This is a genomic window from Cohnella pontilimi (assembly GCF_005049045.1).
GTDB classification, from domain to species: Bacteria; Bacillota; Bacilli; order Paenibacillales; family Paenibacillaceae; genus Cohnella; species Cohnella pontilimi.
The window spans coordinates 199,251-212,316 of the sequence record NZ_SUPK01000008.1 but is presented as its reverse complement, the minus strand read 5'-3'; the positions used below and the strand labels follow the sequence as shown (position 1 = coordinate 212,316).

Genomic DNA, 13,066 nt, shown 5'->3' with positions numbered 1-13,066 from the left:
AAGTCCACGCAGTCGATCTCGTTGTCGAGTCCGATGTTACGTATGCCATTCATACCTAATGACTTATTTTATGAACAAGCGTGCGAATTCGTCTTGAATGAATGGACATGTCCATGATCTTCATGCAAATAAAAATAGGGAGATACGATGTTAATCGTACCTCCCTTATACTAAATTTGAACCAAATTAACTCGGCCATATTTTTCGTTGTATGGATCCATTACTCAGATAAACTTCGTTTACTTCTCCATATTTCGTTCTATCTATAGTGATGTTAAAAGTATCGCTTTTATTACCGAAAGCGAAGGAGCTTGCTTTTATTTTAATATATAGTTTTTTGTCTTTTTTACTAACGGTATAACCAGTGTATTTTGCGGCACTCTCGGCAAAGTTTCCTGCTATAACAGTTTCCTTAGCACTCACATGAATGTTTCTTATAACCACATAGTTTGGATTTATTACCTTCGAGACAAACGATAAAAAAACAAATCCAAGTACTAACACTAACAGAGCTAAAATAACTGCTAAAATGATCCTTCTCTTGTATATAGGCATATATTTTCACCTCTGATCCAATTAAAAAGATTAAGGACACCTCTATATGGTATATCGCATCGCGATCGTACCAGCCTGAGGTGTCTCAAAATCTTAATTTTTTAAAGTTGCGCCACAATTCAGTTTAGATGTCTTACTAGCTAACATTGATTAATATTGTGTGCTGCGAATCGGAGATGCATATCCATTGCCATAATAAACGAGATAGTCATACGAAATGGAACGGTTCGTGATGTATCCAGACTTTGACTTGATGGAATCTCGCAATGCTGTTGGTGTATTAAGCGGTGCGCCGTTACTAACTTGCATATTTGAAGGGGCCACTGAGTTCCAAACATCCTGCGCAAAGGATGAACAGTTAAGTAAACCAGTATAATAATCATGGCTAGCAATGTAATTATTTACAGTACTCAATTGACCAGAATCTAGGTCCATTGAAAGAGATACACGGCCGCTGTAAGTTGAATGCGCTTGGAAATTGAATTTGGATTCTAAATTATACCATACCCCACTATGTTCACTCTTATTACCCCATGTTCCAACCGAAACCGTTTTATATTGCGCAATACCTGGTAACGTGCCAACAGTAATACTTGTTGTTTTGTAGTTGGTAATAGTTACCCAAGCATGTCCATCATCGCTAGCTGGATTCCCAGCTGGTGAATCAGAAACAGCATAAATGGTCAATTCAGCGACAGCACCAGGGTTGACTGTCTGCGGAGTTATAGTGGACGCAAATACAGATAATGGGGAAAGCACAGTCATTATCGCTAGCACAACCATGGCGAGTAACTTCTGTTTCATAAATTTCATTATTAATCCCTCCAATATTTTATTGTACCGCGAACATTTCTGCACGACCGACCTCGCTCGACACAAATACTCTCGGGTATTGCTATCTTAAAACGTTTTCCTACCACCTCTTGTCTAGTATTAAATTTTAAGTAACTTGCCGGCTACAGCTCCATATTGCTCTCAATTGAAAATATTAACAATAGCAATTTAGTCTATAATTGTCAGATAATCCTGTCGGATTCAGTCGATGATTTAGGGCTGTTTTATCCCTCAGGTTTTCAACCGAAAGTCCGAGCGCCCGATCCCCATATTCACGCAAAAAAACGCCCTGAAGAGCGTTTTTGTGTTCGTGGAACATTCGAAAAAACCGTACGTTCTGATCAAAAGACGATCTCCCGTTTCTTCTGTCTTGCTTGGTTATTCACATTCACCAGAATCGGAACGCCACCGCTCTTGCTCCTATTACCGTTCATTTCACCAGTCTTAATTCCGGCTTTTTCCGTTGGTTCTCGACAGCTTCGCGAGCGCACTACTCCATAATTGAACCAAGCACTCTTGCGGCAATTGTGGGCGGCGGATGCAACCGAAACCGCCGAAGACGCGGTTACTTTCGCCGATGCCGGCACATCCCTGTCGACCGGTTTCTCGCATGACACCAAGACCGCCGCCGCAAGCATAATCATCGGGATTACCCCTCTTATCCGGCCTCTGAACATATCATGATCAACCTCCTTCTCCAATGTGAGCGGCATTTTAGGTTTCTACTCCCTCAAAATAAGGTTAAATGTTTATGTACCTTTCTCCGTACATTTTTCGAGAAATTCCAATCAGGAACTTAACATAAAAAAAATAACTGGAGAACAATGCTCTGACGATTAAGGTACATAGTGAAAGGTAGTGGGTCGAAGGAGGCAGTGTTCTTGAACTCGGAAAAGATGAACGTATGTATTATTATCCCAGCTTATAACGAAGAACGCAGCATTTTTCAAGTCATTCGCCGAATTCTGCAGCTCCACCCCGACTTTACCGTCCTCGTCGTGAACGACGGATCGTCCGACCGCACGGAGCAAGTGGCCAAATCCGCAGGCGCGCATGTCATCACCCTCCCGCAAAACCTGGGCATCGGAGGAGCGGTACAGACCGGCTATCGCTATGCGGCCGCCAGAGGCTACGACGCGGCGGTTCAAGTGGATGCCGACGGACAGCATAAACCGGAGGAACTGGACAAAGTTTTGGAGCCGATTCGTCTCGGCGAAGCGGATATGGTCGTAGGCTCGCGGTTCGTCGAACGAACAGGCTACCGTTCTTCCGCCGGCCGCCGTACCGGCATCGTCATTCTGTCTTCTCTCGTCACCTTATTCGCGCGCCAGCCGCTCAAAGATGTCACTTCCGGCTTCCGGGCGATCAACCGTAAAGTGATCGAGATGTTTGCAGAGGATTATTCCACCGATTATCCGGAGGTCGATTCTCTGATCCTGGTCAAAAAAGAGAAGTTCCGCATCAAGGAGGTACCCGTCGAGATGGAACAGCGCCAATCCGGCCGCTCGTCCATCACTTCTTTGAAGTCGGTATATTATATGGTCAAAGTTTCGCTCTCCATCATGATGAAAAGCTTTCGCTAGACAAAGGAGGATTCCGGGTGGAGAAGGTTCAAATCGTTACCATGGCGCTTAGCCTAGCGCTGTTGGTACTCGTGCTGCAGCTAATTCGCAGGCGGTATTTAAGAGAACAATACTCGCTGCTGTGGCTGTTTTTTTGTGCCATCATCCTCGTTTTTTCCCTGAACACGAAATTGCTCGATACGACTGCCGCCCTGTTGGGCTTCAAATATGCGCCTTCCTTGCTTTTCCTTGTGGGCATTACGCTTTGTCTGCTGCTTATCCTTCATCTGACGGTGGTCGTTTCCCGGCTGGCGGAACGCATTGTCCGGTTGACCCAGGAGCTTGGAATCATGAAGCATGATCTGGAGAAATATGAGCAAGGAGCCGACCGGCCATGATGATATATTCCGCCCTGCTGCTGAATATCGTGCTTCTCGTGACCGGTCAAATCGTTTGGAAAATCGGTCTTTCCAAAGCGGGCGGTCTGCAAGCGGACAACTGGCTGCAGGTGATGTTCTCCCCGCTCATTTTACTGGGCATTGTCATTTACGGCATCGCCACCGTGGTGTGGCTTTTTGTTTTATCGCGGCTTCCGCTGAGCATTGCCTATCCTCTGCAGAGCTTTGCCTTCATTATTGCGCTTCTGGCCGCTCTGCTGCTGTTTCATGAAACCATTCCGCCGAATCGTTGGTTCGGCGCTCTCGTGATTCTGGCCGGCATCACCGTGCTCAGTTGGAAATAACGCCCCTTTGGATGTTGGAGGTCAACCTTCATGAATAAAAAATGGCTTTGGGCTGCTTTTGCACTCGTTTTGCTGCTTGCCGCCTTTTTACGCATCGATTTCCTCCGGTCCGTTCAACATGTCATCCCACACGATACGTATAACTATGACATCATGGTACGCCAATGGATCGAGACCGGCACATACGCCTATAAAGATACGAAGCCGAACGCCCAAGTGACGCCCGGCTATCCGCTCATTATGGCTGCGGTGTACAAAATGGTCGATTACCGCATACACGATCCATTTCCGTATTTAAGATACTTAAATGCAGCGCTCAGCATGGGCACCCTCGTTCTGCTCTTCCTGATGGCCAGGCGCTGGGCGGGCGATCTTACGGCGTTGCTGACTGCTTTGTTCGCCGCCGTGTATCCTTCTTTCGTATGGACGAACGGCGCAATCCTTACCGAGGTTCCCGCGACATTCATGCTCACCGCCTATTTATATGTTCAATTGATCGCGTTTGAATCCCGCAAACTCAGACACGCACTCCTTGCAGGTTTGCTGCTCGGCGCCACGGCGCTGATCCGTCCGGAGTTCATGCCGTTATTCGTGCCATTATATTTGTTTTACTGGCTTCAGACGAAGGACCGCCGCTTTTGGAAGCCTCTAGCTGTCACCCTGGCCGGACTCGCCCTTATCATGTCTCCCTGGTGGATTCGTAATCTCGTCAGCCTGGATCGGGTCGTCTTGACGGCTACGCAGACCAACCCTTTCGCGGCCGGAACGTATCCGTACAAAAACTGGGATGACGGGCTCGTCGACCGGCACGGCAAAACCCAGAAGCAGGTGGCTATTGAAAGACTGAGAGTCGGATTTACGGAGCACACGGGACTGTTCCTCAAGTGGTTTACGATCGGCAAGCTGGAATATACGTACGGGAAACCGTTCTTTGGCGCCGGACATCGTCCCCAATATGATGTTCTTTCTAAGCGAAACTTTTATCATCTTTTCCTGATTTTCTCGGGACTGCTAGGCATGCTGCTCAGTCTCCGCAAATGGCGGGAACCGTTGACGCTGCTGTTCGTTGTCGTGGCAGTCATGTCATGCGTTCGGCTGTTGTTCATACCGGAATACCGGTACAATTTCACCGTCATGCCGCTGATCATCCTCTTCTCTGCCTACGCGGCCGTGAGCGTGTGCCGGATGGCCCTATCGCCGTTATCCCGCATAGCGGCAAAAAAAGAAGCGTTCTCGTGAACTCACGGGACCGCTTCTTTCTTTGCCTCGTTCCATTTCACGGCGGAGCTTCTTGCTTGAGCAGCGATTCGCCCCGCTCCCAGCTGCTGAAATGGTCCTCCCACACGATGTGATACAGGTTCTCCTGTACTTCAAGAATGATGCCTTTGGAGCCGTCCGGTACGTACACCACCTGATCGCCGACATTTAGCAACGCCATGCCCGTCACCCCCGTTAGCCGAGTCGAAACACGATCCCGTGACCGCCTTTGGGATATACCCATTTGATGTTCTGATGAGGACAGCCGATCCGGCAGCTTCCGCATTCGTGACAGCCTTCGTAGCCGACGTGCATGCGGATATCCTCCCATTTGTACACTTCCGCCGGGCAAAAAATGGTGCATATTTTATCGGGGCAGCTGGTGAGGCACACTTGGGGATCCATGACGTGGAGGTGAGACTGCGTATCCGCGTTAAAGCGCAGCAAGTACTGCTTCTCTTCGATGGTCGCCGCTTTAGCGGGCGCCGCCTGCGTCTCGCTCATTTCATCACCTTCCAGGCCCGGTACACGTCCCGGGCAATTTTGAACTTCTCCTTCGCCGGTCCGATCTCGCGCCAAATCTGTTTTTGCTTTTCGCGTTTGGGTGTGCCGTCGACCGTAAGCATTTTGCTGGCTGCCCGGTTCATCATCGGAATGTACTGCTCGAAATATTGCGGGAACTTATCAAAATGGTGCGTAGCGTCCTTGTACTTTTTCATGTCCTGTCCTACGAAACTGTCCATCAGCTTCTGCCGGTAGGCATCAAGTGCCTGCTCGGAGTAGTCCCCTCTCTCCCGCGCGGCGATGATCGTCTCCGCCGCCAGCCTGCCGGAAGTCATCGCCAAATTAGAGCCTTCGCGATGGATCGCATTCACGAGCTGCGCCGCATCCCCGACCACGAGCACGCCGTCGCCGGCCACTTTAGGCATGGACCGGTAACCGCCTTCCGGAATGAGATGCGCCAAATACTCCTGCGGCTCCGCGCCTTGAACATACGGACGAATCATCGGATGATTTTTCACATATTCGAGGAGTTCGTAAGGCTTTATTTTATGCTTGATGAGACCGGAAAGTAACGTTCCGACCCCGAGGCTGAGCGTGTCTTTATTGGTGTAGAGAAAGCCGGTGCCGAGTATGCCCTTGGTCGCGTCTCCGAACAGCTCGATCGTGCAGCCTTGGCCTTCCTCCAAATTAAACCGGTCCTCGATGATCTTTTTGTCCAGCTTCAGAATCTCCATCGTGGCCAGCGCCACTTCGTCGGGCCGGAATTCCTTGTGGAAACCGAGCGACTTGGCAAGCAGAGAGTTCACGCCGTCCGCCAGCACGACGACATCCGCGTACAGGTCGCCATCCGGGCGATCGGTGCTCACGCCGACGACTTTGCCGTTCTGCACGATACACTCGAGCGCCACCGTTTCGCAGATCAACAGTGTCCCTAGTTCCACCGCTTTTTGGGCGAACCATTGGTCGAACTTGGCCCGCAGTACCGTGAAATTGTTGTAGGGCTCTTGCGCCCACTCCATGCCTTTGTACGAAAAGGTGACGGCCGACGTCTTATCCATCATCATGAACCGCTGCTCCACGATCGGACGCTCAATTGGCGCTTCCTTGTGGAAGTCCGGGATGATGTCCTCCATCATTTGACGATAGAGGACGCCGCCCATCACATTTTTGGAGCCGGGGTACTCTCCCCTCTCCAGCAGCAGTACCTTCACCCCCGCTTTGGCGAGCTCATAGGCGCACGCGGTTCCCGCGGGGCCGGCTCCGACCACGATCGCGTCAAACTTTTCCGGCATTGACCTCTTCCTTTCTCCCCAACGCGGATTGGAACCCTTCGATGAGCATGGGGACGATCTCCATGGCGTCTCCGACGATTCCGTAATGGCACGATTGGAAAATGGGCGCTTTCGGATCCTTGTTGATGGCGATAATAAGTCCGGAGTTCTGCATGCCGACAAGATGCTGGATTGCTCCAGAGATGCCGATAGCGAAATAAATTTTAGGCGTCACGGTTACACCGGTCTGCCCGACCTGGTGATGGTGGCCGATCCAGCCGGCTTCCACCACGTCGCGGCTCGCGCCGACCGCCGCTCCGAGCGTTTCGGCGAGGGTATGTATGAGCTGGAAGCCTTGGGGACTGCCGAGTCCTTTGCCGCCGGAGACGATGATGTCGGCTTCGTCAATGCGCACCCTCCGGGTGGTCGCCCGCACGATCTCCAACACTTTGGTCCGCACATCGGTTTCCTTCAAGGGAATGCTCTCGGCAATAATTGTGCCGGTGCGGCCCGGTTCACGGGGAAGTGCCTTCATCACCTTGGGCCTGACGGTCGCCATCTGGGGACGGTACTTTTTGCAGAGAATCGTCGCCATAATGTTGCCGCCGAACGCCGGCCGGCTTGCCAGCAGCAGTCCCGTATCCTGTTCGACGTCCAACTGGGTCGTGTCGGCGGTCAATCCTGTCGGCAAATCGGTCGCCACTGCGCTGGCCAAATCTTTTCCGGTCGAGGTGGCGCCGTACAGCAATATTTCCGGTTTATGCTTCTCCACACAAGCGAGCATGGCCCGCATGAAAGCTTCTGTCCGGTAATGACGATAAATGGGGTCATCATAGACAAACACTTGGTCCGCGCCATATTCGAAAGCCGTTTCCGCCAGGTCCGTAATGCCTTCTCCGATCAGAACGCCGGACAGCAGCGTCTTCCGTTTATCGGCCAGTTGCCTTCCCGCACCCAGCAGCTCCAGCGATACGGGAGCGATGCCGCCGTCCTTCTCCTCCAGGAACACCCACACGCCGCGATAATCGTCGAAATTCATGAGGCGCCCCCTCTCGATTCGAACAATTCTTTGCGCTGGAGTACAACATCAAGCAATTGTTGAACTTGCTGCGGCGGCGGACCTTCGAGCATCGTGCCCCCTTGCGGTTTGGCCGGCGCCCAGACCGAGCTGACGATTGTGGGTGAGCCCTTCAATCCCAGCTGCGTCCGGTCGATATCCGGCAGATCGTTCACCGACCAAATATGCGGCTGGTAACGAGCGGCTCGCAGCACGTTAGGCATAGACGAGTAAGGCACTTCATTGATCTCTTTCTCAACTGAAAACAGGCAGGGCAGCGTAGAGCGAATCACTTCGTAGCCGTCTTCCAGCTTGCGATGGACAATGACGTACCCTTCTTCTTTGTTGACCTCGGCTACCTTCTTGACCGACGTCAGCGGCGGAATGTCGAGCCTGCGGGCAATCCCGGGGCCGACTTGGCCGGTATCTCCGTCGATCGTCATTTTGCCGCAAATAATCAGGTCGATCGGACGGATGGCGGCAATTTTCTCAATTGCTTTGGTCAACGCATAGCTGGTGGCGAGCGTATCCGCACCGGCGAATGCACGGTCGGTAATCATATAGCCGTCGTCCGCTCCGATTTCGATACATTTTTTGATTGCCTTCACAGCAGGCGGAGGACCCATCGTGAGCACGGAAACGACACCGCCGTACCTCGCCCGCAGCCTCACCGCCTCCTCCACCGCGTGCGAATCGTACGGATTCAAAATCGCAGGTGCACTCGACCGGTCCATTGTGTTCGTTTTCGGATTCATCTTGATGATCTTCGTATCCGGCACCTGCTTGATGCAGGCGACGATATGCAGCATTCCGGCATCCCCCATTCCCGATTCGGTTCCTAGGCTACTATTGCTAATATATTAGGCAACCTTGGCGAACATGCGGAACTGCGTGTCCAATTGTCCAAAGCACGAAAAAAAGCCAACCCCGAATTACCTCAGAGTTGGCTTCCTTCTCATCCAATCAGAATATCGCATCTATGAGCGGCTTCGTATGACCGCCGGGGTACAGCTGGTAGAGCAGAATGTAAACCGTGATGCCCGTTATCGCTGTTGCGAACCAGATCACGGCGGTGATCCGTCCCCATTTGCGGTGCTTGGCGAACCGCTCGCGGAAGGCCAGCACCAGCGTTGTAATACCGAATACTGCGGCAATCGTGGCGAGCGTGATATGGAACAGCAGGAAGATGAGATAGATGGTCTTCAGGCTTTCCGGTCCGCCCCATTCGGTGTTTCCTACGAATATCGTACGGGACATATAGATGATGAAGAAAATCAAAGCGGCGATTGCGGCCGCAATCATCGTGTTGCGATGAGCGTCCCTTTTCTTGCGAATGATCAACGCCCAGCCGATCGCCACGAGAATGGCGCTGATGGCGATAAAGCTGGTGCTGATGGCCGGCAAAACGTCATACCAAGACATGAAAGAACCACCCGTCCAATTGACATGTAAATACACACGCAAACTGTTTATATTTTATACGATCTCCGCCGCATCGTCCAATGACGGATCGTCTTCCGCAGCGCGATCCCGTTTATACCAGCCCATGAAAATGACGAACAACGCACCGATGTTGATGAACTCCTGCAGGAACTTCATGACGATCCCGCCAAGCTGCTGATCCGCCTCCACCGACATCAGGTTGAAGAACGCCGGGCCTTCGAACTTCGCCAGCAAAGCCGACGGATCTCCGGAGACGCAATATCCCATCGCCTTCGCCCATACGTTGGGATCGCTATACACGGAAAACAGAGGCTCCCCGGCAAAGATGATCAACACGCATGCGGGCGTCAGCAGCAATCCGTTAAGAAACACGAATCCGAGCCGCCGCAGCGAGCTGAGCCGCGACCATTCCGGCACTGGGCAAGCGATATGCCACCAGTTCATCATGGCCGCAATCAGGAGCAAGACATAAAAGAAAGCGTGCGCGGTGTAGTGGACCATGATCCAATCGTGAATATTCGGCATGTGGTAGAACGAGAACAGCAGGTTAAAGAAAAACAGCCCGAACAGCGGATTCATCAAGAAGCGCAACGGACGCCAGAAGGAACGGGCGAACGCCCATCTCCACAGCCAATCCGGAATGCCGTACAACAGCATTGAGGGCACGATGAAGTATGAAATCGCCATGTCGGTCATGTGAAACGTAAACATCATATGACCGAGCATGCTGAGCGGACCGCCTTGGGCCAGGTACAGCAACAGGACGGCCAGCAAAAAAGTGATCTGTTTTTTCATCGGTACCGGCGAACTGCCCGCGAAGTGCGTCCGCCAAGGACCGACGACAAATGTATAGAGAACTCCTGCCGCCATCATGAAGACCATGAGCACCGGGCTCCATAAATCGCGGAAAGAGAAATATTCCAATCCCCACATCTAATCGTGACACCACCTTTCCAATCATGTTCCGCAAAATTCAAAAGAGAGGCGGAACAGGCCCGCCTCTCTTCAGTTCGTTAAAACCGCGGAATTACCACCAAACCCAGTACACTGCAGTGATGACAGCCGTGAAGACGACAAATACACCGGCTACGATCGCGATGATCGGGAACAGATGCCCCCGGTCCTTCATATGCATCCAGAAAGCCAATTGCACGAACACTTGAATGATGGCCATGGCCACCAAAATAATGTAAGTGAACGTCGTGTTAATATCTCCCGCAGCTACGGCTGCGAAGGCGATAATCGTCAACGCGAGGGACAGCACGAAAGCGACGATGTGCTTCTGCGGACCTTCCACCCGATGACGTTTCACTTCTTCCGAAGACGAATGGTTACTCGCCATGAGATTATCCCACCTTTCCCATCAAGTACACTACGGTGAAGATGAACACCCATACGACGTCGATAAAGTGCCAGTAGATGGCGGACAAATAAATTTTCGGCGCGGTTACGACCGTCAAACCTTTTTTGAAAATCTGCGTAATCAGCAGTCCGATCCACAGAACGCCGAAAGCGACGTGTGCCCCGTGGAAGCCGACCAGCGTATAGAACGATGAGCTGAAGGCGCTCGTCTTCATGTTATGTCCTTCGGACACGTAAGTGTTGAACTCGGTAATCTCCAAGCCCAAGAACGCGAGGCCGAGCAAAATCGTCACGAGCAGCCATCCGATCATGGCCTTCACCTTATTATTGTGCATGGCCTGAACGGCGAACACACTCATTAGGCTGGATGTGAGCAGGATCATCGTGGCCGCGAATATCATCGGCAGTTCGAACAGGTGCGACGGATGCGGACCGTCGAGCACCTGGTGGCGAAGGGCGATGAATGCGGAGAACAGCGTTCCGAACAGTACGGTTTCCGCTCCGAGGAAAATCCAGAAGCCCAAAATTTTATTGCGGCCTTCTAATGTGGCTTTCTCCGGTTCGTGCGGAAGATGGCCTTCTGCGTGTTGATGTGCGCTCATGCGTGCACCTCCTCATGTTCCGGGTCGATGTGGAAGCCGTGATCGTCAAACACCGAGCGGAGGAACATGCAGGCGAACGTGACCGCAAGACCGCCGATCGTCGCCAGCAGATTGTCGTACATGAATCCGAAACCGGCGATAAACAATCCGATACTCATAATCAGCGGAAGAATCGACGGAGAAGGCATATGGATCGGACCGACCGGCTCGGCAGGCGTCATTTCCGTTTTGCCGTCCATCTTCTCTTTCCACCAGGCATCAGCGCCGCGTACGAGCGGGGTTTGCTTGAAGTTATACTCCGGCGGCGGCGACGGGATCGTCCATTCCAAAGAACGTCCGTCTTCCCATGCGTCGGCTTCCGCGTTGCGCGGTTTCAGCCAAGTGATAATGACGTTCGTTACGAATACGATGGTGCCGATCCCCATGAGGAACGCGCCGATCGAGCTGATGAGGTTCATATTGTCCAGACCCTGGTTCGGCAAATAAGTCCAAACCCGGCGCGGCATCCCCAGCAAGCCGAGGAAATGCTGCACGAAGAAAGTCAAATGGAAACCGATAAAGAACGTCCAGAACGTGAGTTTGCCGAGACCTTCGTTGAGATGACGGCCGAACATTTTCGGCCACCAGTAATGAAGACCGGCGAAAATACCGAGAATCAAACCGCCCACGATAACGTAGTGGAAGTGAGCGACGACAAAATAACTGTCATGATACTGGTAGTCGGCCGGCGCTGATGCGAGCATAACGCCCGTAACGCCGCCCATGACGAAGGTCGGAATGAAGCCGACGGCGAACAGCATCGCGGTCGTATATCTGATCGAACCGCCCCACAACGTGAACAGCCAGTTGAAAATCTTGACCCCTGTCGGCACCGCAATCAGCATCGTACCGATGGAGAACAACGCGTTCGCAACCGGGCCGAGGCCTGTGGCGAACATGTGGTGAGCCCATACCATGAAGCCCAGGAAGGCGATCAGCACGAGGGCGAACACCATGGAGCTGTAACCGAACAAACGTTTACGGGAGAATGTGCTGACGACTTCGGAGATGACACCGAATGCCGGCAGGATCAAGATATACACCTCAGGGTGACCGAATATCCAGAAGATATGCTCCCAAAGCACTTCGTTACCGCCGGTGCCGGATTCGAAGAAATTCGCCCCGAACAACCGGTCGAACATCAATGCGACCAATCCTACCGTAAGTACCGGGAAAGCGAATACGATCAGCACGGACGTAATGAAGATCGCCCAGGTGAACATCGGCATCCGCATGAACGACATGCCCGGCGCCCGCATGTTGATGATCGTCGCCATGAAGTTGATGCCGCCGAGCAGCGTACCGATACCTGCAATCTGCAAGCCGATAACGTAGTAATCCATGGCCCGTGAACCATTAAACGTCGGACCCGACAGCGGAGCGTAAGCCGTCCAGCCGGCGTCCGGAGCCGATGCGTCGAACCAGCCGAGATTCAGCAAAATACCACCGGCGAAGAACGTCCAGAACCCGAGCGAGTTCAGGAACGGGAAGGCGACGTCGCGCGCGCCGAGTTGAAGCGGTACGACCGCATTCATGAGCGCGAACAGCATCGGCATCGCCGCAAGGAAGATCATCGTAGTTCCGTGCATCGTAAGTAATTCGTTAAACGTATCGGCTGCGACGAAATCGTTCATCGGCTTAAGCAGCTGAATCCGGATCATGATCGCTTCCGCTCCGCCAACGAGGAAAAAGAAAAATCCCGCGATCAAATACAATATGCCGATCTTCTTATGGTCTACGGTCGTAAGCCAATCCATCAAGCCGCGGTAACGCTTGACCGTATGCGTGTGCGCATGGGCATCGTGTGCCGTGTTTGCAGCGTGTGTAGACAACTTCTC

Annotated in this window: 17 protein-coding genes; 4 read left to right on the top strand and 13 right to left on the bottom strand. The window is 52.3% G+C overall.

Annotation, left to right across the window (positions count from 1 at the left end; all coding sequences use genetic code 11):
- Positions 1-186: 186 nt before the first annotated feature.
- The 3 genes from E5161_RS16800 to E5161_RS16790 all read right to left on the bottom strand — a co-directional run bounded on the left by E5161_RS16800 (position 187) and on the right by E5161_RS16790 (position 2,033).
- Positions 187-555, bottom strand: coding sequence for a hypothetical protein (locus E5161_RS16800; RefSeq protein ID WP_136778988.1), 369 nt, complete (start codon positions 553-555; stop codon positions 187-189).
- A gap of 150 nt (positions 556-705) precedes the next feature.
- Positions 706-1,368 carry a hypothetical protein gene (locus E5161_RS16795; protein ID WP_136778987.1) on the bottom strand — a complete coding sequence of 221 codons (663 nt, stop codon included), beginning with the start codon at positions 1,366-1,368 and terminating at the stop codon, positions 706-708.
- A gap of 362 nt (positions 1,369-1,730) precedes the next feature.
- Positions 1,731-2,033 carry a hypothetical protein gene (locus E5161_RS16790; protein WP_136778986.1) on the bottom strand — a complete coding sequence of 101 codons (303 nt, stop codon included), beginning with the start codon at positions 2,031-2,033 and terminating at the stop codon, positions 1,731-1,733.
- Positions 2,034-2,285: 252 nt separating this feature from the next.
- Between E5161_RS16790 and E5161_RS16785 the strand changes: the two genes are divergently transcribed.
- From E5161_RS16785 to E5161_RS16770, 4 genes are read left to right on the top strand one after another with little or no spacing between them, the layout of a single operon-like run.
- Complete coding sequence (locus tag E5161_RS16785) at positions 2,286-2,972, top strand: glycosyltransferase family 2 protein (protein ID WP_136779086.1); 687 nt, start codon at positions 2,286-2,288, stop codon at positions 2,970-2,972.
- A gap of 17 nt (positions 2,973-2,989) precedes the next feature.
- Positions 2,990-3,349, top strand: a complete 360-nt coding sequence (locus E5161_RS16780; RefSeq protein WP_136778985.1) for a DUF2304 domain-containing protein — start codon at positions 2,990-2,992, stop codon at positions 3,347-3,349.
- Positions 3,346-3,693, top strand: coding sequence for an EamA family transporter (locus tag E5161_RS16775; protein ID WP_246042358.1), 348 nt, complete (start codon positions 3,346-3,348; stop codon positions 3,691-3,693). The genes E5161_RS16780 and E5161_RS16775 overlap by 4 nt, the downstream gene beginning before the upstream one ends.
- Before the next feature lie 30 nt (positions 3,694-3,723).
- Positions 3,724-4,932 carry a glycosyltransferase family 39 protein gene (locus tag E5161_RS16770; RefSeq protein ID WP_136778984.1) on the top strand — a complete coding sequence of 403 codons (1,209 nt, stop codon included), beginning with the start codon at positions 3,724-3,726 and terminating at the stop codon, positions 4,930-4,932.
- A 37-nt stretch (positions 4,933-4,969) separates the two neighbouring features.
- Here E5161_RS16770 and E5161_RS20900 read toward each other — a convergent pair whose 3' ends face one another.
- The 10 genes from E5161_RS20900 to ctaD form a co-directional block, all read right to left on the bottom strand.
- Complete coding sequence (locus E5161_RS20900) at positions 4,970-5,131, bottom strand: hypothetical protein (protein WP_169306724.1); 162 nt, start codon at positions 5,129-5,131, stop codon at positions 4,970-4,972.
- A gap of 14 nt (positions 5,132-5,145) precedes the next feature.
- On the bottom strand, positions 5,146-5,454 hold the full coding sequence (locus E5161_RS16765) for a ferredoxin family protein (RefSeq protein ID WP_136778983.1): 309 nt from the start codon (positions 5,452-5,454) through the stop codon (positions 5,146-5,148).
- Complete coding sequence (locus tag E5161_RS16760; RefSeq protein WP_136778982.1) at positions 5,451-6,746, bottom strand: FAD-dependent oxidoreductase; 1,296 nt, start codon at positions 6,744-6,746, stop codon at positions 5,451-5,453. The genes E5161_RS16765 and E5161_RS16760 overlap by 4 nt, the downstream gene beginning before the upstream one ends.
- Positions 6,730-7,764: an electron transfer flavoprotein subunit alpha/FixB family protein gene (locus E5161_RS16755; protein WP_136778981.1), complete on the bottom strand. Its 1,035-nt coding sequence runs from the start codon at positions 7,762-7,764 to the stop codon at positions 6,730-6,732. The genes E5161_RS16760 and E5161_RS16755 overlap by 17 nt, the downstream gene beginning before the upstream one ends.
- Positions 7,761-8,591 carry an electron transfer flavoprotein subunit beta/FixA family protein gene (locus E5161_RS16750; protein ID WP_136778980.1) on the bottom strand — a complete coding sequence of 277 codons (831 nt, stop codon included), beginning with the start codon at positions 8,589-8,591 and terminating at the stop codon, positions 7,761-7,763. The genes E5161_RS16755 and E5161_RS16750 overlap by 4 nt, the downstream gene beginning before the upstream one ends.
- Before the next feature lie 154 nt (positions 8,592-8,745).
- Positions 8,746-9,204, bottom strand: coding sequence for a DUF420 domain-containing protein (locus E5161_RS16745; protein WP_136778979.1), 459 nt, complete (start codon positions 9,202-9,204; stop codon positions 8,746-8,748).
- Positions 9,205-9,258: 54 nt separating this feature from the next.
- Positions 9,259-10,158 carry a cytochrome c oxidase assembly factor CtaG gene (ctaG, locus tag E5161_RS16740; protein WP_136778978.1) on the bottom strand — a complete coding sequence of 300 codons (900 nt, stop codon included), beginning with the start codon at positions 10,156-10,158 and terminating at the stop codon, positions 9,259-9,261.
- Between the two features lie 94 nt (positions 10,159-10,252).
- Positions 10,253-10,567, bottom strand: coding sequence for a cytochrome C oxidase subunit IV family protein (locus tag E5161_RS16735; RefSeq protein ID WP_136778977.1), 315 nt, complete (start codon positions 10,565-10,567; stop codon positions 10,253-10,255).
- A gap of 4 nt (positions 10,568-10,571) precedes the next feature.
- The gene (locus E5161_RS16730) at positions 10,572-11,189 is read right to left on the bottom strand and encodes a cytochrome (ubi)quinol oxidase subunit III (protein ID WP_136778976.1); all 618 of its coding nucleotides are present in this window, start codon (positions 11,187-11,189) and stop codon (positions 10,572-10,574) included.
- Positions 11,186-12,985, bottom strand: a complete 1,800-nt coding sequence (gene ctaD, locus E5161_RS16725) for a cytochrome c oxidase subunit I (protein ID WP_136779083.1) — start codon at positions 12,983-12,985, stop codon at positions 11,186-11,188. Before ctaD ends, E5161_RS16730 begins: the two co-directional genes overlap by 4 nt.
- Positions 12,986-13,066 lie beyond the last annotated feature (81 nt).